The 23075-nt window shown below is 51.5% G+C and carries 22 protein-coding genes and 1 pseudogene; 11 read left to right on the forward strand and 12 right to left on the reverse strand.

Translation table 11 applies throughout. The features are described 5' to 3' along the window. Positions 1-7 precede the first annotated feature (7 nt). Positions 8-661: a carboxymuconolactone decarboxylase family protein gene (locus DD586_RS22265; RefSeq protein ID WP_012884743.1), complete on the reverse strand. Its 654-nt coding sequence runs from the start codon at positions 659-661 to the stop codon at positions 8-10. 142 nt (positions 662-803) lie between these two features. Between DD586_RS22265 and DD586_RS10260 the strand changes: the two are divergent. From DD586_RS10260 to DD586_RS10270, 3 genes and pseudogenes are all read left to right on the forward strand, one after another. Further along, a pseudogene (locus DD586_RS10260) lies at positions 804-1016 on the forward strand (LysR family transcriptional regulator); the annotation flags it as partial. Between the two features lie 484 nt (positions 1017-1500). Next, positions 1501-2334: a mannosyl-3-phosphoglycerate phosphatase-related protein gene (locus tag DD586_RS10265; RefSeq protein ID WP_012884745.1), complete on the forward strand. Its 834-nt coding sequence runs from the start codon at positions 1501-1503 to the stop codon at positions 2332-2334. A 19-nt stretch (positions 2335-2353) separates the two neighbouring features. Beyond that, positions 2354-3580 carry a glycosyltransferase family protein gene (locus tag DD586_RS10270; RefSeq protein ID WP_012884746.1) on the forward strand — a complete coding sequence of 409 codons (1227 nt, stop codon included), beginning with the start codon at positions 2354-2356 and terminating at the stop codon, positions 3578-3580. Positions 3581-3597: 17 nt separating this feature from the next. Here the strand turns inward: DD586_RS10270 and DD586_RS10275 are convergent, their stop codons facing one another. Then, a complete protein-coding gene (locus DD586_RS10275) occupies positions 3598-4368 on the reverse strand; it encodes a class I SAM-dependent methyltransferase (protein WP_012884747.1) in 771 nt (256 codons plus the stop codon). A 95-nt stretch (positions 4369-4463) separates the two neighbouring features. Next, positions 4464-4592 (reverse strand): hypothetical protein, encoded by a 129-nt coding sequence (locus tag DD586_RS22360; RefSeq protein ID WP_267195270.1) that lies wholly within the window; start codon positions 4590-4592, stop codon positions 4464-4466. Between the two features lie 147 nt (positions 4593-4739). Here DD586_RS22360 and ydfG point away from each other — a divergent pair, with 147 nt between their 5' ends. From ydfG to DD586_RS10290, 3 genes are all read left to right on the forward strand, one after another. Continuing rightward, complete coding sequence (gene ydfG / locus DD586_RS10280; protein WP_012884748.1) at positions 4740-5489, forward strand: bifunctional NADP-dependent 3-hydroxy acid dehydrogenase/3-hydroxypropionate dehydrogenase YdfG; 750 nt, start codon at positions 4740-4742, stop codon at positions 5487-5489. Between the two features lie 297 nt (positions 5490-5786). Continuing rightward, complete coding sequence (locus DD586_RS10285) at positions 5787-6143, forward strand: DUF1283 family protein (RefSeq protein WP_012884749.1); 357 nt, start codon at positions 5787-5789, stop codon at positions 6141-6143. Positions 6144-6210: 67 nt separating this feature from the next. Next, complete coding sequence (locus tag DD586_RS10290; RefSeq protein WP_012884750.1) at positions 6211-6462, forward strand: DUF1161 domain-containing protein; 252 nt, start codon at positions 6211-6213, stop codon at positions 6460-6462. A gap of 187 nt (positions 6463-6649) precedes the next feature. Here DD586_RS10290 and bioD read toward each other — a convergent pair whose 3' ends face one another. From bioD to DD586_RS10305, 3 genes are all read right to left on the reverse strand, one after another. Next, on the reverse strand, positions 6650-7321 hold the full coding sequence (bioD, locus tag DD586_RS10295) for a dethiobiotin synthase (protein ID WP_012884751.1): 672 nt from the start codon (positions 7319-7321) through the stop codon (positions 6650-6652). 146 nt (positions 7322-7467) lie between these two features. Then, on the reverse strand, positions 7468-8685 hold the full coding sequence (gene mlc / locus DD586_RS10300; RefSeq protein WP_012884752.1) for a sugar metabolism global transcriptional regulator Mlc: 1218 nt from the start codon (positions 8683-8685) through the stop codon (positions 7468-7470). A gap of 116 nt (positions 8686-8801) precedes the next feature. Then, entirely contained in the window at positions 8802-9716 is a 915-nt protein-coding gene (locus tag DD586_RS10305; protein WP_012884753.1) for a LysR family transcriptional regulator, read from the reverse strand. Between the two features lie 137 nt (positions 9717-9853). Here DD586_RS10305 and DD586_RS10310 point away from each other — a divergent pair, with 137 nt between their 5' ends. Continuing rightward, positions 9854-11098 carry an MFS transporter gene (locus DD586_RS10310; RefSeq protein ID WP_041164416.1) on the forward strand — a complete coding sequence of 415 codons (1245 nt, stop codon included), beginning with the start codon at positions 9854-9856 and terminating at the stop codon, positions 11096-11098. 166 nt (positions 11099-11264) lie between these two features. After that, the gene (tus, locus tag DD586_RS10315; protein WP_041164930.1) at positions 11265-12191 is read left to right on the forward strand and encodes a DNA replication terminus site-binding protein; all 927 of its coding nucleotides are present in this window, start codon (positions 11265-11267) and stop codon (positions 12189-12191) included. 3 nt (positions 12192-12194) lie between these two features. On the opposite strand, the gene fumC is transcribed toward tus, so the two are convergent. Further along, positions 12195-13592 carry a class II fumarate hydratase gene (gene fumC, locus DD586_RS10320; RefSeq protein ID WP_012884756.1) on the reverse strand — a complete coding sequence of 466 codons (1398 nt, stop codon included), beginning with the start codon at positions 13590-13592 and terminating at the stop codon, positions 12195-12197. A 177-nt stretch (positions 13593-13769) separates the two neighbouring features. Between fumC and manA the strand changes: the two genes are divergently transcribed. The 3 genes from manA (at position 13770) to add (ending at position 17891) form a co-directional block, all read left to right on the forward strand. Then, a complete protein-coding gene (gene manA / locus DD586_RS10325; RefSeq protein WP_012884757.1) occupies positions 13770-14954 on the forward strand; it encodes a mannose-6-phosphate isomerase in 1185 nt (394 codons plus the stop codon). Positions 14955-15010: 56 nt separating this feature from the next. After that, positions 15011-16564 carry a YdgA family protein gene (locus tag DD586_RS10330; protein WP_012884758.1) on the forward strand — a complete coding sequence of 518 codons (1554 nt, stop codon included), beginning with the start codon at positions 15011-15013 and terminating at the stop codon, positions 16562-16564. 313 nt (positions 16565-16877) lie between these two features. Further along, positions 16878-17891 carry an adenosine deaminase gene (add, locus tag DD586_RS10335; protein WP_012884759.1) on the forward strand — a complete coding sequence of 338 codons (1014 nt, stop codon included), beginning with the start codon at positions 16878-16880 and terminating at the stop codon, positions 17889-17891. A gap of 104 nt (positions 17892-17995) precedes the next feature. Here add and DD586_RS10340 read toward each other — a convergent pair whose 3' ends face one another. From DD586_RS10340 to araH, 5 genes are all read right to left on the reverse strand, one after another. After that, positions 17996-18454 (reverse strand): SgcJ/EcaC family oxidoreductase, encoded by a 459-nt coding sequence (locus DD586_RS10340; protein ID WP_012884760.1) that lies wholly within the window; start codon positions 18452-18454, stop codon positions 17996-17998. Between the two features lie 165 nt (positions 18455-18619). After that, positions 18620-19615, reverse strand: a complete 996-nt coding sequence (locus DD586_RS10345; RefSeq protein ID WP_012884761.1) for a bile acid:sodium symporter family protein — start codon at positions 19613-19615, stop codon at positions 18620-18622. 153 nt (positions 19616-19768) lie between these two features. Further along, positions 19769-20818, reverse strand: a complete 1050-nt coding sequence (locus DD586_RS10350; RefSeq protein WP_012884762.1) for an oxidoreductase — start codon at positions 20816-20818, stop codon at positions 19769-19771. A 239-nt stretch (positions 20819-21057) separates the two neighbouring features. After that, complete coding sequence (gene araC, locus DD586_RS10355) at positions 21058-22011, reverse strand: arabinose operon transcriptional regulator AraC (protein ID WP_012884763.1); 954 nt, start codon at positions 22009-22011, stop codon at positions 21058-21060. A 70-nt stretch (positions 22012-22081) separates the two neighbouring features. Then, positions 22082-23068 (reverse strand): L-arabinose ABC transporter permease AraH, encoded by a 987-nt coding sequence (gene araH / locus DD586_RS10360; protein WP_012884764.1) that lies wholly within the window; start codon positions 23066-23068, stop codon positions 22082-22084. Between the last annotated feature and the right edge of the window lie 7 nt (positions 23069-23075).

The raw sequence follows: 23075 nt of genomic DNA on the forward strand, positions 1-23075 counted from the left end.
TTTTTATCTACTGAAGGCATTCACTGTTACGTTTTGCCAGCAACTGGTTCAGTACCTCTCGGGCATTGCCAGCGATTGTGGCTCCACAGTTAGCCGACAAAATATCCGTGAAATCTTTTAGCTGCTCCACAGTGAATCCATTATTGAGGCTGATGGCATAGTGGCTCTCAAGCTGGCTGTTCACTCCAGGCATTGCAGCCAGGGCTGAGATGGTGGCCAGTTCACGAGTCTGCCAACTCAGGATATCGCGCTGAAAAATATCGCCAAACAGATGTGCTTTAAGAAACTGGTCTATGGCGGGTGCAAACTCAAACAGCGCACCGCTGACAGGATGCCCGACCAGACGGGTCTGATTGTGGTAACCGGACTCAAGGCTGTTCCATTTTTCAGGCAGAGGTGTCGCCGGTATACCGATTTCATCACGGATACCCTGCTGGTGACGCTCCTCCGTGACTTTCATGAACGCAGCCAGTGCATTTAGGCTTCTGGGAAATCCTGCATAGGCATACATCTGAACCAATATTTCTTTAATTTCAGAGATGGTCAGCCTGGTATTCAGCCCGTCGTGAAGCGCTGCATTAAGATCGTTCATGTCCCCAGTTGCGGTAAATGCGGCAATAGAAATTATCGACTGTTGTTTTTCATTCAACAATGTCTGCATTGTCTCTCTCCTGATGACTTCGCCAGACTCGGCAAATAGCAGTAACTGGTTGAGTCAGTGATACAGTGTGGAAAGTGTAGTGCAGGCATTTCAGGATGATAAGATAGCCAGATGAGAATGCACTTGTGCAGGATTTTCACCAATGAAAATGAAAGAAAAGCTGAATGACCTTCAGGCATTTGCTGCAGTGGCAAGTGAACGCAGCTTCACCAGGGCGGCAGCTCGCTTGGGTGTTTCCCGTTCATCCCTGAGTCACGCGATGCTTGGCCTTGAAGAACGGGTAGGGGTGAGGCTGTTACACAGAACCACTCGCAGTGTGTCAACAACTGCGGCGGGTGCGCGTTTGTTGCGCGTCCAGTCGACGCCAGTTGACCAGAGCCTTTGAGCTTGTCATCGATGCATTACGCTGTCATACAAGATAAACCCAACAATTAGGTACCCGAATAACTCAGCTCACATGTGTATGAAGAAAATGTACTCAGTACCTAATGCAAGAAACGGGAGGGAAGTCAGAAATTACTAAGGCATTGATTTATCAGAACGTGTAATTGGCTTGTGAACTTATTAACCATTACATATTATTTAACATAATATACATTATGCGAACCAAGGTAAGGTCAGGCGGGTTCTGGCGTTTCGGCTTACCAATCTCCCCGTGGTCAGTACTGGCTTGAACTATAACCCTCAATTTGCCAAAACCGTGATCCCTGTCTAGGCTTAATAAAGCATTCGAATCATTTCCATAAAAATAATCAGGCGAATAGCGTTATGTCGCCAATCCGCATGTCAGTTGCCTTATACCACTCCCTCATCACACCCACATACATACAGGAGGTAAAGTGCCTGAATTGACTACGAATTGGGTTATTTTTACCGATCTGGACGGTTCATTACTGGAGCACGACACCTACCGGTGGGATGCGGCCAAACCCTGGCTGAACCGCTTGCAACGCCATCAGGTGCCGGTTGTCATCACCACCAGTAAAACAGCAGCGGAACTCCTGCCGCTGCAGCAGGAACTGGGGTTAAGCGATATGCCAGCTATCGTGGAAAACGGTGCTCACATTTTGCTGCCATCATGCTGGCAAACACCACCGCTATCCACACGTTCAATACATTCCCTTACCTACCCTGACCTCTGTCGGGCACTACAGCGGTTACGTGAACAATACGGCTTTCTATTCTGTGGTTTTGCGGACATGGATGATGCCACTGTGGCGGCAGCAACAGGTTTGACACTGCCGCAGGCGGCGTTGGCCCGTCAACGCTACGCTTCCGAGCCCATATTGTGGCAAGACGATACGACATCGCTGGAAACATTCAAGACCTGTCTGGCCCAAACACAGCTTTGTTTAACACAAGGCGGCCGTTTTCTTCATGTAATGCCTGACGGTATCAGTAAAGGTAATGCGGTACAGCGCCTGATAAAACAAATGCAATCAGCAAGCCGAGGGCCTGTGGTCACTATCGGATTAGGTGATGGCCCCAACGATGTATCGTTGCTGGAAGCCACTGACTATGCCGTGATCATCAAAGGTCATCACACCCATAACGTGACGTTGTCACCAAAAAATCATAAGGAGATCTACCATACACAGGCTGCCGGACCGGCTGGCTGGAATGAAGGACTCACCTATTTTCTTAGCCGCTACGGGGCTGAACTGCTTGATTGAGATGGGAGGAATAGCAACCATGAGTGAATTCTATCAGGATGGAATGATTACCAATTTTCATAACCTTACCCGGCGCAGCGTTGAAGAACTGGAATACGAGTTACAGGTGTTTTCCGGTCAGAGCAGTATGGGGTTGATCCTCCCTTCCCTGTATTCTGAGCTGGAAGGACCGGCGCTGGATAAGATTGTCGATATGCTCTCTCAGGTACCTTACCTGTCAGAAATCGTTATCGGGCTGGACAGGGCTGATCGCGAGCAATTTCTGTTTGCCCGACAATTTTTCTCCCGCCTTCCGCAGCGGCACCGCATTTTGTGGAACGATGGCCCGCGCCTGACCCGGCTCAGTCAGGAACTGACCGACAAGGAATTAGCGCCGATGGAACAAGGCAAAGGTCGTAATGTCTGGTTCTGTGTTGGTTATACCTTAGCGTCACGGCGCACGGCCTGTATTGCATTGCATGATTGTGACATTGTCACTTACGATCGCACTATGCTGGCTCGCCTGCTCTATCCGATTGCCAACCCCTATTTTCACTACGATTTCTGCAAAGGCTATTACGCGCGAGTGGCAGAGGGAAAGCTGAATGGCCGCGTTGGACGTTTGCTGGTTTTCCCATTATTGAAATCGTTGCAAAGCGTTTACGGTAATTCAGATTATCTTGAGTATATGCGCAGTTTTCGCTATCCACTATCCGGTGAATTCGCGATGCGCAGCCATGTGTTGCGGAATTTGCGCATTCCGAGCGACTGGGGGCTGGAAATCGGTATGCTATCGGAAATCCACCGGGGAACAGCGACCAGCCGTATCTGTCAGGTGGATATCGCTGACAATTACGACCACAAACATCAACCGATGTCGGAAAACGACCCCAGTTCCGGGTTGCAGCGTATGGCGATGGATATCACCAAAGCGCTATACCGCAAACTGGCAATTCAGGGCGTGAATATCACAACGGATTCGTTCCGGGTGTTACGTGCCACTTATTATCGAACCGCGCTGGATATGATCGACTCATTCGAACATGATGCCCGTATGAATGGCCTGCATTTTGATCGCCATACCGAAGAATCGGCAGTCGAATTGTTTGCTGATGTCATTACCCAATCAGGACAGGCATACAGTGACAGCCCTGGGGACAAACCGTTTGTCCCCAGTTGGAACCGTGTTCAGTCAGCATTTCCTGATATTCTGGAGCGGCTGTACGACGCCGTTGAAGCAGATAATCAGGAAATGAGTGATGCATAGTCTGCTGTCTTGCTCTTTTACCCCCGACTGGCAACAATAAAAGCCGTATCGGTGGTAAAGGAGCCATCCGGCTCAATAGCGTAATGGCGGATAACGTCGGCTGACATTTGCTGCTGCAGGGCGCGGATTGCCGTGACAAAGTGTTCAGGAGTCCGCATCCGCGTCACCCAGCTTTGGAATTCCAGGTGCAGACGCGATGTTTGCAAAGAACGTACTGTCAATCCGGCTTCGCTCAGCAGTGTCAACCATTCACCCGAGGTATAATCGCGTACATGCGATGTGTCGCGCAGCATTTCCGCCGTTTGCAGATAAACATCCAGCACCGGGTGACCGGGTGAAATCACGTCCATGAAAATCGCTTCACCTCCCGGTTTCAGCACCCTTCTGACTTCCCGCAGCGCCTGCCCGACATCCTGCCAGTGATGGGCTGAATAACGGCTCACCACCACATCAAAACTACCATCGGCAAATGGCAATGACTCCGCTACCGCCTGCTCTGTCCTGATATTTGCCAGCCCTTTTTCCTGTGCAGCACTGGCAACAACATCCAGCATTCGCGGTGACAAATCGCATGCCACCACGTTTTCGACCAGACTGGCAATGGTAAAGCTGACATGGCCGGCACCACAGCCTAAATCCAACACACAGGTATGGTGGTTGCCCTGTAGACGCTGGGCCAACTGGGCAAGGTCTTCGCCTTGAGCGTGAACGGCGCTGTTAAGATAGGCGTTAGCCTGCTCACCAAACTGTTGTTCGACGGACTGCTGGTGACTTTTGCTGCTTTCCATACCTGTTCCTTACCCGTGTTATTGATACCCAGACTCATCATTACCTCAAAAACCACTATAGAGCCAGACAATAATCGATAACAAACCTGTGTGGATTAGCCTGCGGCCCGGCTCGACAGAATATCTGCAACATAGTGCAACGCGGTATCCTGAGTACGAGCGGCACCGAAAAGATCAACACTGACATAGAGATAGCCATGACGTTGAGGTATGCTGATTTTCATTATGATGTTACAGGCAAGATCTTCGTGATAACGTGGCGAACACCGTGTTGGGTTCAAGTTGGGCTCAAACGCTGTCAAAAGCGAAAGATCGCTGTCAGGCATTGCAGTCAGAAATAATTGCAGTCAGAAATAACAGAGGAAAAACGCATGATTATTTTGGTTACCGGTGCAACGGCGGGCTTTGGTGAGGCAATTACCCGGCGTTTTATCAAAGAAGGCCATCAGGTTATCGCCACAGGGCGCCGCCAGGAACGTCTTGATGCGCTGAAAGCTGAATATGGCGATGCGCTTTTCACGCTTCGTCTTGATGTTCGCGATCGGCAAGCCATTGAGCAGGCTATCGCTACGTTACCTGCCGAATGGCGCAATATTGATGTGCTGGTCAACAATGCCGGTCTGGCTTTGGGGTTAGAGCCTGCGCATAAAGCCAACGTCGATGACTGGGAAACCATGATCGATACCAATAACAAAGGGTTGGTCTTTATGACCCATGCGTTATTGCCGGAAATGGTGAAACGCAATGTGGGCCATATCATTAATATCGGCTCGACTGCGGGCAACTGGCCTTATCTTGGTGGGAATGTCTACGGTGCGAGCAAGGCATTTGTGCGTCAGTTCAGCCTGGGATTGCGTGCCGACCTGTCCGGTACTCGTGTGCGTGTGACCAATATTGAACCCGGTCTGGTTGGTGGTACCGAATTCTCAGCTGTACGCTTTAAAGGCGATGAAGCCAAGGTCAGCCAGACATATGACAAATCCAACCCACTGACGCCGGAAGATGTGACTGAAGCGGTGTTCTGGGTGGCGACATTACCTGCTCATGTCAATATCAACACGCTGGAAATGATGCCGGTCAGCCAGACATACGGTGGCTTGAAGGTTACCCGCGACGAGTAATTCATACCGGTAGTACCAGATAAAGTAATACCACATCAATAGGCTTTCGGCGTGATGCGCCAACGCCTGATGTGAACATTCAGGGACGAACGCGGAGCGGTGTATCTGCCATGCCATTCAGGCGCAGTGATACCGACTCCGCCCAGACTATACTGCAGTGAAAGCAGCGGCGTACCCTGAATCTGTTAGTTCAGTTATAGTTTGTTGATGGTAGCGGATGCTATAGTCACCATGACGCTATCTTTGGTTATGACAACCTTGCTTTCGTATTTACAGAAACTCCTGTCTGGGTGAAACATGCAGAAAAAAACACGTAATTTACTCCTTCTTCTTACCTCATCCCTGTTTAGTCTGGGTCTTTTGTCATCAGCACAGGCTGCGCAACACATCGTGATTGATAACGGCAACAGTGCGTTATCAAAAGAAGCGGCGCGCCAGAGTAGCGAAGACTGGAACGAGACACGTACATTGCGTAATAAAGTGAACAAGCATCTTGAAAAACGCGTTGATAAAGCCGATCGGGATTTCGATAAAGCCGATATGGCAGAAGCGCTTGAAGAGAAATGCAAAGCCAGTTCTAACTTCAATGCTTACTGGGAACCCAGCTCTTCGCGCTGCCTTGACCGTCGCTCTGGCCGTCCGGTAACACCCTGATAGATTGATCTATACTTTATCTGCCCAGACTGGGCAGATAAACCATCAAGATGAGTGGGAGGATGCCATGAAGAAAACGATGCTGGCCGGTGCAATAGCGCTGTTACTGACACCACTTATCGCACAAGCGTCACAAGCCTCCTGTGAACAGATTCGCGATGACATCGCCCGCAAGATTATCAACAATGGCGTACCTGAATCCGGTTTCGAGCTGGATATCGTACCTAACGATCAGGTCAGCCAGCACGGCGGCCAGGTTGTTGGTCATTGCGGCCAGGATACACAGAAAATCGTTTATATCCGCCTTGCGGATAATTGATAACGACGATCTGAGCGCTCACCCGGTGGGTAAGAAGCGCTAGACGTAATCAATCGATGCCATGATGCGATATAAAAAAGGGGAGCGACATTCTCCCCTTTCCTCTTTGTTATTCAGCGCTAAAAATACCCGGGGATTACCTCCACCATAGACCGTGGATGATATAGAACCGGGTACCCGTCGACAGTTAGAACGACTGGCTAATCGCGGAAAGATCAATGTACGTGGACAAATCTCGTTGTTCTGCGCGGGGCAAATACGGTAGCTCACCCAATTGAGGGGCAGGAATTTTTTCCCGCAACGCCTGGATGATTTCAGCATAGTTAGCCAGCCCTGGGTTAATGCGGTTAGCAACCCAGCCGACCAACGGCAACCCATCATTAATAATCGCCTGCGCCGTCAGCAGCGCATGGTTGATACAACCGAGCTTTATCCCAACCACCAAAACGACCGGTAATTGTTCCTGAACCACCCATTCCGAATAGGTCCGCATGTCGTTCATTAAGGTACGCCAGCCGCCGCTACCTTCTACGATAACCATGTCTGATAGCCCACCAAGCTGGTTCAACCCTTCGGTCATCGCGCAGTAGTTAATCTCTTGTTCGCTGGCACTGATTTCATCTTCCTGTAACGACACAGGATTGACTTGCTGATAAGACAGTGGGATCGACGAGGCTTCCTGCAAGATCAGCGCATCTTTGTTACGCAGCCCCTCTTCTGTTTCCTTGCAGCTCTTGGCAACAGGCTTATACCCCGTCACGGTTTTGCCCGTTTTCGTCAGCGCCTGTAATAACGCCTTCGATACGACTGTTTTTCCAACGGCAGTATCCGTTCCTGTAACAAACATACGCTTTAACATGAAAACACCACTCCGGCAGGCCCCACCTGAAAAAATAAACCTCAAAAAACGTACTGATGAAGCCTAAAGTCTAGGGGATGGGCCTGTGGAGCGGCTTGCGTTAGCGCAATGTTTTGTCGGTAAGCGAAGACACGACGCAGTACTGATTAACCCTGCATCAGTTTAATCAGTAAAGAACCGTTATAGAGCGCATCCTTGATGAGAGCGGCACCGGGCACCGTTCCCTGATTATAAAAATGGGTCGATGTGACTTGCAAATGGTGACTATAAGCCGGTAATGCCTGACGGCGGATGCAATCAAGAATGGCAGGATACAGAATATCAGCAGCCTGATTCAGCGGAGAACCAATGAGAATTTTTTCCGGATTGAACAGGTTAACCATGATAGCGGTAATACGGCCCACGTTATTGCCAACATCAACGATAATATCTTTTGCCAGCTGATCACCGTTCAGTGCTGCCTCACACAGCGATTCGACCGTCAACGGTGAGCCATGCAACAGTGAACTCATCGAACCTTTCAGGCGCTGCTGGGCCAGTTCCAGCATACTTTCAATGCTGGCAACCGTTTCCAGGCACCCGTGATTACCGCAATAACAGCGCTTACCATAAGGGTCAACCTGCGTGTGGCCAATTTCCACCAGTGTTCGGCTACCGGCATGCAGTATACGTCCACCGGTAATAATGCCGGCACCGACGTTATGGTCGATAACTATCTGGATAACGTTTTGGCAACCGCGTGATGCACCAAACAACGCTTCTGCCATCGTCCAGGCGCAAATATCATGTTGCAGATAAACTGGCACCCCTGTGCGCTTTTCCAGCGCCGGGCCGATCGCCATTTCTTCCACGGCGTAAAACGGCATACGGTGAATGATGCCGGTGGATGAATCCACCATACCGGGAGAAGTGATAGCGATAGCGGTCAGTCGTTCCAACTTACGTTGGTGGCGGATAAAAAACTGATCGATGTCCGTCAGAATACGTTCCAGTAGAGGCTGGGGATGTTCACTCGGTAAATCAGCCTTGTCCTCCACCACCAGATATCCACTCAAATCACGCAGGGCCAACGTCATCACCTGGTTGCTGATTCGTACCGACAGATAGTGCCAAGCTTCGGTATCCAACACCAGTCCGATTGCAGGCCGCCCGCGGCTTCCCATCTCCTGGTACTCGGTTTCCCGTACCAGATGCGCCTCCATCAGTTCACGCACGATTTTGGTAATACTGGCGGGAGCAAGCTGGGCCTGTTTTGACAACTCAATGCGGGAGATGGGGCCATGTTCATCGATCAGTCGATAAACGCCACCTGCATTCATCTGTTTGATCTGATCGATGTGTCCCGGCTGACCACTGACAATCACGGTAAAGCGGCTCCTGCAATTAGGCGTAATGGGTATTTTTTACGCTGTAAAATAAAAAACTGAGGCTATGGTGGAGCTTTTGTAAATAGCCGTCAAATATTTGATTCGATATGTGATTAACCGCACATATTTTTGAGGGTATTACCCAACATTAGCGTGATTAACGTCTGGGCGGCGGTGTTCAGCGGGCGGTGCTGGTGGGTTACTAACCACATTTCACTGATAGCGTCTTTTTCCTGCAACGACAGGTATTTTACGCCATCTATCCGGATACGACGGAATGACGCTGGCAACAAGGAAACCCCTAACCCGGATGAGACCAGGCCGATAATTGTCATCGCCTCGCCGACTTCCTGCGTAATGTACGGTGTAATGCCGTATCTTTTGAGCAAATTCAGGACTTCATCGTACAGCGCCGTTCCCACTTCACGGGCAAAAAACACGAAGGGTTCATTGGCTAACTGCTGGATACTGATATGCCCGCCGGGAACAGAGGCCAGCGGGTGTTCCTCATGCACAACCGCCACCATTGGCTCATGCAGTAGTAGCTGATGACGCAGCATATCCGGCAATGGGTTGTTACGCATGACGCCCAGATCCAGCTTACCGTCAAGCAACGGTGCAATCTGTTGCTTAGTGTTGATCTCCATCATCTGGATATGTACTTCAGGATAGCTCTGGCGAAACTGCAACAGACTACGCGAAACCTGTTTAACAAACGGAGCTGATGAGGTGAAACCGATATTAAGCTCCCCTATTTCACCGCGCTGAATGCGGGCCGCTCGCTCTGCCGCCTGATTGACCTGGCTGATGATGGCCCAGGCCTCTTTCAGAAATAATTCGCCCGCCTGTGTCAGGCGTACATTACGGTTATTTCGCTCCAACAATTGAGCGCCGATTTGCTCTTCTAATGCCTGTATCTGCTGACTGAGAGGCGGCTGAGAGATATGCAGTCTTTCCGCTGCCCGCCCAAAATGCAGCTCTTCGGCGACGGCAATGAAGTAGCGTAAATGCCTGAGCTCAATATTCATATTTATAAAATATCATTATTAACAATTAATATATTATACAAAACAATCGGGCTAATTCTATGATTTGTCCACTGATGTTTTTGCCGTATTTTTCCGGATAAGGATTGATTTTGAGTACCCCCATGTCTGCACAGAGAATGTCCGTTTCTGTCACTGACGATATCCAACCTCAACGCGACACCCGCGTTCCTGTTTACAAAAATCCGTTTATCAGCCGAGGTACGCCGTCGTTCATTCGCGTTACGCTCGCCTTGTTTTCTGCCGGTCTGGCGACCTTTGCCCTGCTGTACTGCGTACAGCCCATATTGCCGATATTGTCGCAGGCTTTTGGCGTATCTCCGGCCACCAGCAGCCTGTCGCTTTCCGTTTCCACGATGACGATGGCTGTCGGATTGTTATTTACCGGCCCGCTATCAGACACCATTGGTCGTAAAAATGTCATGGTGGTATCGCTACTACTGGCGTCGGTATTTACCCTGCTAGGTTGCATGATGACCAACTGGGTCGGCCTGTTGGTGATGCGCGCCCTGGTTGGCTTATCGCTCAGCGGCGTGGGGGCGGTAGCCATGACCTACCTGAGTGAGGAAATCCATCCCAGTGTGGTGGCATTTTCTATGGGGTTGTATATCAGCGGTAACTCAATTGGCGGGATGAGCGGTCGTCTGTTAACCGGGGTCATTGCTGATTTTTTCGGCTGGCGTGTATCCATCACCTGTATTGGCATCGTCGCGTTACTGGCCTCATTGACGTTTTGGCGGATATTGCCGGATTCTCGTCACTTTCGTGCAGGTTCGCTGCGCCCTAAAACACTGTGGATCAATACCCGCTTACACTGGCGTGATGCGGGCCTACCTTTGTTATTTGCCGAAGGGTTCCTGCTGATGGGCTCCTTTGTGACGCTGTTCAACTATATTGGCTATCGCTTGCTGGATGCCCCCTACAACCTGAGCCAGACGGTGGTAGGGTTGCTATCGGTGGTCTTCCTCACCGGTAGCTACGCATCACCACGCGCCGGGGCGATGATTGCTCGTTTCGGACGGGGACCGGTATTGGTCGGCAGTATTATACTGATGTTATCAGGCCTCTTACTCACCCTGTTCAGTTCGCTGCTGATGATGTTTTTGGGGATGATGCTCTTTGCCGCCGGGTTCTTTGCCGCCCACTCGGTTGCCAGTAGTTGGATTGGTTTGCGTGCATTGCGCGCGAAAGGTCAGGCTTCGTCGCAGTATTTGTTCTGTTATTATCTTGGGTCGAGCCTCGCGGGTACTTCAGGTGGTTTCTTTTGGTATCACTATGGTTGGACGGGGCTGGTGCTGTTTCTGTCATGCTTGCTGACGCTGGCTATCGGCTTAGGATTCAAGCTGAAATCCCTGAAAAACTGAGTCAACGGTAACTTATCTCCCCCCTTCTACCCACCGGTGCTGAAAATTCAGAATCGGTGGGTACTTTGCTTTTTCGTACTATCAAGCTGATAAAAAGATGCATTGCTGAACCGGGCGTTTGGGATATAATCAATAGTATGTTGTAACTAATATGATGTTGAAAATTATGCCTGCCTACGACCTGATTGAACGGATGAACCGTTGCTTTACCTCACTGGAAGCGCATCTGGTTGAAATGCATCAATTGTTTCTCACCTTTAACTTTACCGGCGGGCGCTTGTTTACCCTCCCTCCGATAGAAAAAGGTACAGAGCATGACCCGGTAACACATATTCAGGTTATGTCCGTCACTGGTATAGAAGCCCGTGATATCGGTTTGCAGCATTTTCGGCATTTATTCATTCACCACTACGCTGAAACTATCAGTAGCAAAGCAGCCATCCGCCTGCCCGGCGTACTGTGTTTTCGGGTTAATAACGCTGAATCACGACAGGCTCGTCAGTTAGTGACGAACATAAACGCCCGGAAAAAGGAACTGGAGCAGATCATCACCGTGGAATCTGGACTGGAACCCGAGCAGCGCTTCGATTTTGTCCATGCCCACCTCAAAGGGCTGATAACACTGAGCGCCTATCGCACCATTACCCTGCTGCTTGATCCGGCCTCGGTGAGATTCGGCTGGGCGAACAAGAACATCATCAACAACATTACCCGTGATGCGTTACTGGAAAAACTGGAGAAAAGTCTGCAGGCAGGACGCAGTCAGGCACCATACAGCAAGGAGCAATGGGCATCGTTGCTGGAGCAGGAAATCCGTGATGTGAAGCGCCTGCCGGAACAGGCGTTGCTAAAAATCAAGCGGCCCGTGAAAGTTCAGCCGATTGCACGGGTCTGGTATCAGGAACAGCAGAAGCAAGTACAGCATCCCTGCCCGTCACCGCTGCTGGTGTTGTGTCATCAGGATACGATGCCGGTGATGGGAGACCTCAATGACTACGATGCTGACAACATTCAGCATCGCCATCGGCCCAAAGCCAAGCCGTTGCGGTTACTGATCCCGCGCTTGCATCTGTATACCGATGACGGTGCCTGAGTATCACGGTTTCATACTGCCGACCATGTCCTCTGGGCGAACCCACTGCGTAAATTGCTCCTCAGTGAGATAGCCCAGTTTCAAGGCTGATACCTTCAGTGTCAGCCCTTCTTTATGCGCTTTTTTGGCGATTTCAGCGGCCTTGTCATAACCAATATGTGGATTGAGCGCGGTCACCAGCATCAGCGACTCATTCAGCAATTGGTTAATCCGCTCGCGGTTAGGTTCAATGCCCACCGCGCAATGCTCGTTAAAGCTCTTCATACCATCAGCCAATAACCGAACGGATTGCAGGAAATTGTGAATCACCATCGGCCGAAAGACATTCAACTCAAAATTACCGGCAGCGCCACCCATATTGACCGCGACATCGTTCCCCATAACCTGGCAACATAACATGGTCATCGCTTCACACTGTGTCGGGTTGACTTTCCCCGGCATAATCGAGCTACCGGGCTCATTTTCCGGAATGGCGATCTCGCCAATACCGCAACGAGGCCCGGAGGACAGCCAGCGCACATCATTCGCAATCTTCATCAATGACGCAGCCAGACCTTTCAGTGCGCCATGCGCATGCACCAGCGCATCACAGGTTGCCAGGGCCTCAAATTTGTTCGGCGCACTCACAAAGGGATGTCCAGTCAGCGTCGCCAGTTCCGCCGCCACCCGCACCGCGTATTCAGGGTGTGTATTCAACCCGGTACCGACAGCTGTGCCGCCTAACGCCAGTTCACACAGGTGAGGAATGCTATTCTCGAGATGGTGCACATTATGCGATAGCATCGCCACCCAGCCAGAAATCTCCTGCCCTAACGTCAGCGGCGTCGCATCCTGCAGGTGCGTGCGCCCAATCTTGACGATATCGGCAAACTGCGTCGCCTTATCCGCGAGAGTCTGTTGCAACACGTTCAATTCAGAGATCAAATGCTCGCGCAGCACGGTCACTGCCGCAACATGCATAGCAGTGGGAAAAACATCGTTAGAACTCTGGCTTTTATTGACATCATCATTCGGGTGAACCAGCCGGTCATTACCCCGCTCTCCCCCCAACAATTCACTGGCCCGATTCGCCAGTACCTCGTTCATATTCATGTTGGTCTGAGTACCAGACCCCGTCTGCCAGATAGCCAGCGGGAATTCACCGACGTGCCGACCACTCAGGACTTCGTCTGCCGCCTGAATAATGGCATCACCTTTACTGGCGTCTAATAACCCCAAATCTATATTGACGCGCGCTGCTGCACGTTTGGTCTGGGCTAGCGCCATAATCAGTGCACCCGGCATTTTTTCTTCCGAAATACGAAAATGCTCCAGTGAACGCTGGGTCTGAGCCCCCCACAAATGCACGGCAGGCACCGCAATCGGCCCCATGGAATCTTTCTCAATACGCGTGTCTGACATGGTTTTCTCCTTTGCGAAACACGTCATTTTCAGATGACTGCGAATTATTACCTTTCTGGAATCATGGCATATAAAGCATTAGCATAGCGGGCATCGAGATGGCGCAACCTTATCAGGCGCGATTATCCGCCGTTATTGCCATGAAATTAACAATCTATTTAATAGCAGGAAAATATTATGCAAAAAATGCGCAACAATGTGCAGCATTATGCCTGGGGCAGTAAACACGCGTTAACCGAACTGTATGGGATTGAAAACCCAGACAATCAACCAATGGCAGAGCTGTGGATGGGGGCGCACCCGAAAAGTAGCTCTCTCTTACTTGATGAGCAGGGGCAGGCACAGAGCCTTCGGGATCTGATCAATAAAGACCCATCCGGTTTTTTAGGTACGGCAGTAGCAAAACGCTTTGGTGAGTTACCTTTCCTTTTCAAGGTATTATGTGCTGAACAGCCGTTATCGATTCAGGTTCACCCCAGTAAGTCTGCGGCTGAAGTGGGATTTGCGCGAGAAAATGCCGCCGGTATAGCGCTTGACGCCCCACAACGCAATTACAAAGACGCTAACCACAAACCGGAGTTGGTCTTTGCCCTCACCCCTTATCTGGCGATGAACGGATTTCGTGAACTGAAGGCGATCGCCGGTTTGTTGCAACCGCTAGCCAACGCCCACCCGGCTATCGCCGCATTTTTGTCATGCCCGGATAGCACCACGCTCAGTACCTTGTTCTCCAGCCTGTTGAGCATGGAAGGCAAGCAGAAAGCCTCCGCTATCGCCGGACTGAAAGAGGTTTTGAGCCATCAACATGGCGAACCTTGGGACACCATTCGCTTTATTGCACAGTTTTACCCTGATGACGGTGGTCTGTTTTCCCCGTTACTGCTGAATGTCGTTACACTGCAACCGGGCGAGGCCATGTTTTTGTATGCCGAAACCCCGCATGCTTATCTTCAGGGGGTGGCGCTGGAGGTGATGGCCAATTCGGACAACGTTCTGCGCGCCGGTCTGACGCCCAAGTATATTGATATCCCTGAGTTACTCGCCAACGTCCGCTTTGAGCCGAAATCTGCCGACACCTTGCTGACGTCGCCGGTAAAAACGGCCAACGAACTGAGTTTTCCTATTCCGGTCGATGACTTTGCCTTTTCACTGCATTATCTTACCGATGTACCGCAGATGCTGAGTCAGCAAAGTGCAGCTATTATCTTTTGTGTCGAAGGTCAGGCAGTGCTGGAACACGGCGCACAGCAGGTCCGTTTGCTGCCAGGCGAATCATGCTTTATCCCCGCCAGTGAATCACCGGTACAAATCCAGGGGAAAGGTCAGATTGCCCGTGTTTATAACCGGCCTTTACTGGTATAACGCCATGTATTCCCTGATGAGGAATACAACACATTGAATCAACAAGGAAATATAACGTGGCAAAAAAAACAGTTGTAGCCGCTGGGGTTGTTATTGCGCTCGCCGTAGCCTGGGGAGGTGCCTCCTGGTATACCGGCAAACAGATTGAACAGCATATTGGGGAAGTCACCGACAATCTGAACAACGAGTTAAAAAACGCGTACCCGCAATCAGGCATCAAGGTCGCCTACCGGGACTATCACCGCGGTATGTTCAAAAGCCAGGTCGCGTTGGTGTTACAGTCTGACGGTACCGATGCCCGGCAACGCCTGTTAGGTGCCAATGACGAAGTGGTCTTTAACGCCACCGTATTCCACGGCCCCTTCCCGCTGAGCGCCAGTCAGTTTAGCCTGAAACCGGCATTAGCCGCCGTACACGGCGAGCTGGCCAACACTGAATCAGTAAAAGCGCTGTTTGATCTGACGAAGAACAAACCGTTCATCACCGCAGACAGCCGCATTGACTATAACGGAGATACTCACTCTGCCGTCACGCTGGAAGCGCTGGACGTTAAAAGTCAGGATACGAAGGTTAACTTCAGCGGTACAACACTGTTGGTCGATGTGGCCGGTAATCTGCGTGCAGGCAAAGTGGTCGGCAATGTGGCCAACCTGACGATGGAGAAACCCAACCTGCAAGGACAGAATGAAAAACTGACGCTGCAGGATCTGGCGCTTAACAGCGACACCCACAAAGGTAAATTCGATCTCAATGTCGGCGACGCCAAACTCACGTTGAAGAAACTGGCGCTGGATGTTCAGAGCGGCGATAACCTGGTATTGAACGATTTCTCGCTGGTCAATCACAGCTCGGAAGATGACACGAATCTCGCAGGACAGCTGACCCTGTCGCTAGGGTCGGCGCTATTTCGCGATCAAAATCTGGGGTCGTGGAACATTAACTTCGCCTTCTCCGGGCTGGATGGCAAAGGTACCCGCCAATTCGTGACGGAATACCAGAAGAACCTGCAATCCTTGCTGCAAAACATCGATCAGATGACGCCGGAAGTTTACGACCAGCAGTTAGCTGCTCTGGTTCTGCACAATTTGCCGCAATTGTTGAAAGGTAATCCGAGTATCAAAGTAGCGCCATTAAGCTGGAAAAACGCCAAAGGCGAAAGTACCTTCACGCTGGCGTTGGATTTAACCGATCCGCTGCAAAAGAGCACCGCGCCAACCGCGAATCTCTCTGACGAGGAAGCGATTATCCGCCAGTCTGTTAAAAGTCTGGACGCACGCCTCAACGTGCCGATGGATATGCTTACCGAACTGATGATACAGATAGCGCCGAAAGCCACCACGGATGAAGAGAAAAAGCAACTGGACCAGATGGCTCGTCAGCAGACCCAACTGATGGCCAATATTGGTCAGATGAGCCAGGTTACCGTCACCAAAGACAACGCCATCACCAGTTCACTGCAGTACAGCGATGGCACCGTGACCTTCAACGGGCGTAAGATCCCGTTGGCTGAGTTCATCGCGCCGTTTATCACCCAGCCGTCGGAAAATGTGCCCGAGCAAGGTGATGATGCACCAGAAGACACCCAACCGGACGCATCCGTCAGTCCATAATCGCTCACCGGCGCCACTCAGGCGCCGGTTTCTTTCACTCGGCAAACACATCACGTTTTAACATGCAGTACAACAGACCGCGAGGCGGATGACACAAGCTGGCATCAGGTACTTATGCTTAATTTGTATTATGTCCGCATTGATATATAAACTTCTTTTTATCAATCAATGGTAAATTGCCTGGGTTTATTCTTATACTGCACACCGAGTTATCAGACTCTGTCCCTTGTGGAACGGTGGCGTAATGCCAGCGTCACAAGGAATACCGCCTGCTGATGGATTTTTTTAATAAAAAACGAGTACAACATACAACATGATTGATCCGTACATTCCGTTGACGGATATCCATCGCCATCTTGATGGTAATATCCGCCCCCAAACCATCCTTGACTTAGGCCGCCAGTTTACTATCGATTTGCCCGGCCATGACCTCGAGTCCCTGCGTCCCCACGTACAGATAATCGACCACGAACCCGATTTAATCAGCTTCCTGCAAAAGCTGGACTGGGGTGTGGCCGTACTGGGATCGCTGGATGCCTGCCGCCGAGTGGCTTACGAAAACGTGGAAGATGCGATCCGCGCCGGACTGGATTACACCGAGCTACGTTTTTCGCCTTACTACATGGCTCTCAACCATCAGTTACCGCTGGAAGGCGTGGTTGAGGCCGTGATCGATGGTGTTACCGCGGGTTGTCGCGACCATGATCACGCCGTGATGGTGCGCCTTATCGGCATCATGAGTCGTACCTTTGGTACCCACGCCTGTGAGCAAGAGCTTGACGCGTTGCTGGCACACAAAGACGGTATTATTGCCATCGATCTGGCAGGCGATGAGCTCGGTTTCCCCGGTGAGCTCTTCACCACACATTTTACCCGAGCGCGCGATGCGGGCTGGCATATCACCGCCCATGCAGGCGAAGCCGCCGGTCCGGAAAGTATCTGGCAGGCGATACAGCAGCTGGGGGCTGAGCGTATCGGTCACGGCGTCACGGCGATCGTCGACAGCGCACTGATGGAATATATGGCAGAGCACCAGATTGGCATTGAATCCTGCCTGACCTCTAACCTGCAGACCAGCACGGTAAAAGCGATGCATGAGCACCCACTGGTGCATTTCCTGCGTCACGGTATTCCGGCGACGATTAACACCGACGACCCTGCCGTGCAAGGGATCGATATTCGCCATGAATACGAGATAGCAGCGCCATTAGCAGGCCTGTTGCCGGAAGATATCCGACAGGCACAAGAGAACGGACTGCGTATGGCGTTTATCTCCGAGCAGGAAAAACAGCTGTTGCGCCAGCGTGCCCAACAACGACAGGCGTAATAAGACTGCGCCGGAAAAAAAAGCGGATACCACAAGGTATCCGCTTTTTTCATGCCGGAGTGACCTGTCGATAACATGGTCGACAGCATCCCATCACGGCATAGTTAGTCTTTCGGTTGTACGGACGAATGGTGACTGGAGATCAACCATTTACCGTCCTTGAAAGCATAAGTATAGGTATAACGCGCTTTAACCTGTGATTTGTCGCCAAATGTGAAGGTGTAATTGCCAATATCCAGCGCTTCGTTACAACCAATCTTGATAACGCGGTTATCAATGTTACCCACCGGTTTTTTCACCAAAAAGTGCTCAAAGTAGTCAATGCGCTCAGCATCTGTCGTACGCATTTTTCCAGACAGTGTCGGCAATAACACCGCGTCGGCCTCATAATTGGCGTTGACCTTCTTCGCATCCCCAGTCTGTAACGATGCATTCCAGCGATCAAACAAACTGGCGATAGCGCTTTCATCGGTCTTGACACAGGTTTCCGTTGTCGCAGCATAAGCCTGAGATGCGGTAATGGCACTGAGGAAACTCAGCGAGAGCAGCACTTTCTTATACATGTCTATCCCTCATCAATTAAGTAATGATTACTTTCTCTATCCCTATTGCTGCGAGGCCTCAAAAAGCCTCGCAGATTAACACTATAGTCAATGCACTCTCGGTTGACCATTTCGCAAGGAAACTCCCGACATCAGCAAAAGTGGTTTAACCCTGTATAGGATGTGTTATTTTCCCGCTTTTTCTTCACCCGGCGACACGGCTCGCTTCGCATAGCGCTGCGCCAGCGTCGCACACACCATCAACTGAATCTGGTGGAAAATCATCAGCGGCAACACCATTGCCCCAACGGCGGCGGCTGGAAATAGCACGTTAGCCATCGGGATACCATTGGCCAGACTCTTTTTAGAACCACAGAATACGATGGTGATTTCATCCGGGGTATTGAACCCCAATTTGCGGGCGGCCAGCGTGGTGCAGACCAGCACAATCCCCAGCAGCACCAGCGAACAGATAACCACCGCCAGCAGCGACCACCCGTTAATCTGATGCCAGATCCCCTGCACTACCGCCTCGCTGAACGCCACGTACACCACTAACAGAATAGATGACCGGTCAGTGATATTGATCAGTTTGCGATGACGATCGACCCAGCGGGCAATCAACGGACGGGACAGATGACCAATGACGAACGGCACCATCAGTTGCATGATAATGGAGCCGATCGCATGCAGCGTATCAGTTTGCCCACCTTGTGTATGCATCAGCAGGCCGACCAGGATCGGCGACAGGAAAACCCCGAGAATGCTGGATGCTGAGGCGCTACAAATTGCGGCTGCGACGTTACCGCGAGCCATCGAGGTGAACGCAATGGCGGATTGCACCGTCGCTGGCAATGCACACAGATACAGGAACCCCAGATACAGTCCGGGTGTTAAAACCTGCGGTGACAGGAACGCCATGCCGATCCCCAGTAATGGGAACAGAATAAAGGTACTGGCAAACACCACCAGATGCAGCCGCCAGTGACCCATACCAGCCGTAATCGCATCACGAGATAGCTTGGCGCCATGCATGAAAAACAGCAGTGCGATGGCGGCGGTGGTCAGGTTTTCGAAAAAAACCTTGGCCGTGCCCTCACACGGGAAAATGGACGCGGTAATAACGACCGCAATCAAAACCAGCAAAAATTTGTCAATTTTCAAGCGTTGTAACCATGCCATAGCGTGTTTGCATCCTCAGACATAAAAAATACAGGCGATCCTAAGATCGCCTGCTTAAACAATGCCCCACTATCAGCAATAAATACCCATAATGCAAGACTGAAACCCGTCTCACGTTCAAGGATTTACGTCACAAATCATGACGGTTACCGGCTAACTGCTCTTCAGTGTCATCGTTTTTTTCTGTTCATACGAGGTCAGCCCCAGCTCGATCAACTCCATCACGTTAATCGCCTGTCCGACAGGCACCGGGTTGTCGCCCCGCCCCCACAGCGCATCACGAATACCGGCATAATAAGCCTGGTAATGCCCGGGAATAGTCGGCACGGTTTGTTCTGCCAGTACCCCCTCACGGTGCAGAGTCAGAATACCGTCGTGGTTATCCTGCCCCCAGTCATCATGAGCTTGTGGTTTTTCGCCCGCTTTTAAGCGGTCTTCCTGCGGGTCAAGACCAAATTTCACATAGCTGCCCTGGGTGCCATGCACGATGTAACGTGCGCTTGGCGCAGCTGCCAACATGGTACTGTGCACCACGACACGTCGCTGGGGGTAAATCAGCGTCGCGTGGAAGTAATCCGCGGCTTTGCTGCCGGGACGAAGCTGCGCCATATCCGCCTGAATCGCCACCGGCAAACCGAACAGCTGCAACACCTGATCAATCAAATGTGGCGCCAGATCGTACCAAATACCACTCCCTTCGCCGCCCTCTTCACGCCAGCGTTGACGCACTTGCGGTCGATAGCGGTCAAAATGCGACTCCATATACACTACATCGCCCAGCGCCCCTGCTTTCAACAATTGCTGTAATGTCAGGAAATCGCTGTCCCACCGTCGGTTATGGAAGACGGAAAGGAGTTTCCCCGCATGCTCTGCCAGTTGGTTCAGCTCACGCGCCTGTGACAGTGTCACGGTAAAAGGTTTGTCCACCACCACATGCTTACCGGCCAGCAACGCCTGACGTGCCAGTGGAAAATGGGTGTCATTCGGGGTGGGTATGACAATCAGATCGATATCGGGATCAGTGAACAGCGCCTGCGGCTCCGGCACGACGTGCATTGAGGGCCAGTCAGCCTGAACTTTTCCCGCATCGCGGCTCGATACCGCCGCCAGCTTCATTCCTGACGTGGCTGCAATCAGTGGCGCATGAAACGTCTTACTGGCATAACCATAACCTAGCAGACCAACACAGATGGTCTCCGTCATATATTTCCCCTCATTGGCGGACCTGAAGATCAGGCCCGTTGTCTTGGTGCAATTAGGCGGCGTCCCGCCTTCAGCTCACCGCTGGCGGAACACAGCCTATTATAGCACCGGGGAAAATGATGATTATCGGACAGTACTGAGATGGCAGTGCCGGATAGTAATACTGAGATGATAATACTGATAGAAACCCCGGCTATAACTACCCATCACAGTCATAGCCGGGGTACATCGACAGGTAATTATGGCGTCACGACCCAAGGGTGAGGCGGAACGAGCGATTCACCCCGCCAGGGAGAAACCTCCACCGGTTTCTCTATCACCGGATGATGGATTTCGCTGTTACGCCGCCGGAAATCGCTAGGGCTAACGCCTACCCGCTTGCGGAAAACGCGGGAAAAATAGAGCTGATCGTCATAGCCCACCACACGACCGACAGCGGCTATCGACTCCTGTGTAGTCTGCAACAACAGCTTGGCGCGAATAACTCGTTGGTCTTCACGCCAGCGCAGGATGTTCACGCCAACCTGTTCACGAAACAGATGAGCCAGCCGCGACGGCGACAGACAAACATGGCGAGCCACCTCATCAATGCGCAGTTCTCCAGCCAGATTACCGGTAATAAACTGGCACGCCTCGATCACGCGCGGGTCCATAATGCGCTGCGGGCTCTGTGGATCCTCCTCCATAGCCCGCAATAACAGACGTTCCAGCAGATTCATCGCCAGTTCTTCAGCAAAGCGCCGCCCGGAACGGTGGGTCTGTTCAATATTGGCGAACAGCTTATCAAACTCCTGCAACAGCCCGGTACTGGAGAGCGTCAGCCGCCCGACATCACAGCCTTTACTGTGCCACTCCAGCCAGTCGGCCCAGTAGGCACGAGGGCGGAAATAGACCCAGCGGTGATACCAACAGTCGCTACCGGGCGCACGACCATAGTAGTGACGCGACCGGGGTGGAAACAGCAGCAGGTCGCCGGGGTTACAGAAAAACGTATCATCGCCATCCAACACCTTCCCCTGACCTTTGATGGTCAGGTTAATGATGTATCCTTTCATACCATCTGGACGATCAATGAAGAAATCCAGCGGTCCGCCAGCCAGAATCGGCGTCAGTCCCGCCACCAGATAGGCGTTAAACGCATAACCGGGCAGCAACGGGTTAGGCTGGGACTCATGCGCCATACGGTGATACATGCGGCCTCCTGAAAAAGAGATTCTCGTCTCGTTATGGATAGCGCCAGCACGGGCTGGCGCTATCCGGCTATCACACCGTTTTCTTCGACATTTGTTTGTAGCGGTCAAAGATAACCGCGGCCAGCAGAATCAGACCACGCACCACATATTGGGCAAAAGGCGAGATATTCAGCAGGTTCATGGCGTTTTCCACCGTCCCCAGGATCAACACCCCGGCCACCACATAGGATATCTTGCCGATACCGCCTTTCAGTGACACACCGCCCAGTACGCACGCTGAAATCACAATCAATTCATAACCGATAGACGTCATCGGCTGTCCACTGGTCATACGCGACGCCAGAATGATGCCTGCCGCCGCAGAGACCAGCCCGGACAGACCGAAAATAATGATTTTGGTCCGTACTACCGGTACCCCGGCCAACCGGGCGGCCTCTTCGTTACCGCCAATCGCCAGCGTATTGCGACCAAAGGTGGTTTTATTGAGCAGCAAACCGAACAACACCATACAAATGACCGTCAGCCAGATCGGTGCCGGTAACCCCAGCCAGTTGGCGTAACCCAGTGTGAAGAAACGCTCATCTTCAATACCAACCGCCTTGCCATCAGAAATGATGTACGCCAGCCCACGCACAATCTGCATGGTTGCCAGTGTGGTGATCAATGCGTTGATTTTCAGTTGCGCGATAACAAATCCGTTGAGTAAACCGAACGCAACGCCAAGCAGTAAACCAGCGGCGACGCCCAGCCACAAACTTTCGCTGACGTTGATCACCACGGCGGTGGTAACACCTGCACAGGCAATCACCGACGCGACCGACAGGTCAAAATCACCGGAAGCAAGGCAAAACAGCATGCCGCACGCCACCATGCCCGACATGGAAATCGCCAGCCCCAGCCCTTTCATATTGATGAAGGTAGCGAAATTGGGCACAAAAAACGTGCAGGCTAAAAACAGTGCGGCAAACACAACCAGCATGCCGTAATTATCCCAGATACGGGACAGGCTGAAGCCATGAGATTTACCGGCATGGGAAGGGGAACTAACCGTAGACATTCATCAA

Origin of the sequence: Dickeya parazeae Ech586, from assembly GCF_000025065.1 — a bacterium.
Classification (GTDB): Bacteria; Pseudomonadota; Gammaproteobacteria; order Enterobacterales; family Enterobacteriaceae; genus Dickeya; species Dickeya zeae.

Excerpts from the sequence above, each read along its gene's own strand:
- DD586_RS10310 (WP_041164416.1), top strand. The coding sequence starts at position 9,854 with ATGTCCGTTTCTGTCACTGACGATATCCAACCTCAACGCGACACCCGC.
- DD586_RS10270 (WP_012884746.1), top strand. The coding sequence starts at position 2,354 with ATGAGTGAATTCTATCAGGATGGAATGATTACCAATTTTCATAACCTT.
- tus (WP_041164930.1), top strand. The coding sequence starts at position 11,265 with ATGCCTGCCTACGACCTGATTGAACGGATGAACCGTTGCTTTACCTCA.
- DD586_RS10350 (WP_012884762.1), bottom strand. The coding sequence starts at position 20,818 with ATGACGGAGACCATCTGTGTTGGTCTGCTAGGTTATGGTTATGCCAGT.
- ydfG (WP_012884748.1), top strand. The coding sequence starts at position 4,740 with ATGATTATTTTGGTTACCGGTGCAACGGCGGGCTTTGGTGAGGCAATT.
- araH (WP_012884764.1), bottom strand. The coding sequence starts at position 23,068 with ATGTCTACGGTTAGTTCCCCTTCCCATGCCGGTAAATCTCATGGCTTC.
- DD586_RS22265 (WP_012884743.1), bottom strand. The coding sequence starts at position 661 with ATGCAGACATTGTTGAATGAAAAACAACAGTCGATAATTTCTATTGCC.
- DD586_RS10305 (WP_012884753.1), bottom strand. The coding sequence starts at position 9,716 with ATGAATATTGAGCTCAGGCATTTACGCTACTTCATTGCCGTCGCCGAA.
- DD586_RS10340 (WP_012884760.1), bottom strand. The coding sequence starts at position 18,454 with ATGTATAAGAAAGTGCTGCTCTCGCTGAGTTTCCTCAGTGCCATTACC.
- DD586_RS10290 (WP_012884750.1), top strand. The coding sequence starts at position 6,211 with ATGAAGAAAACGATGCTGGCCGGTGCAATAGCGCTGTTACTGACACCA.
- add (WP_012884759.1), top strand. The coding sequence starts at position 16,878 with ATGATTGATCCGTACATTCCGTTGACGGATATCCATCGCCATCTTGAT.
- manA (WP_012884757.1), top strand. The coding sequence starts at position 13,770 with ATGCAAAAAATGCGCAACAATGTGCAGCATTATGCCTGGGGCAGTAAA.
- fumC (WP_012884756.1), bottom strand. The coding sequence starts at position 13,592 with ATGTCAGACACGCGTATTGAGAAAGATTCCATGGGGCCGATTGCGGTG.
- DD586_RS10345 (WP_012884761.1), bottom strand. The coding sequence starts at position 19,615 with ATGGCATGGTTACAACGCTTGAAAATTGACAAATTTTTGCTGGTTTTG.
- DD586_RS22360 (WP_267195270.1), bottom strand. The coding sequence starts at position 4,592 with ATGAAAATCAGCATACCTCAACGTCATGGCTATCTCTATGTCAGTGTT.
- DD586_RS10275 (WP_012884747.1), bottom strand. The coding sequence starts at position 4,368 with ATGGAAAGCAGCAAAAGTCACCAGCAGTCCGTCGAACAACAGTTTGGT.
- DD586_RS10285 (WP_012884749.1), top strand. The coding sequence starts at position 5,787 with ATGCAGAAAAAAACACGTAATTTACTCCTTCTTCTTACCTCATCCCTG.
- araC (WP_012884763.1), bottom strand. The coding sequence starts at position 22,011 with ATGTATCACCGTATGGCGCATGAGTCCCAGCCTAACCCGTTGCTGCCC.
- bioD (WP_012884751.1), bottom strand. The coding sequence starts at position 7,321 with ATGTTAAAGCGTATGTTTGTTACAGGAACGGATACTGCCGTTGGAAAA.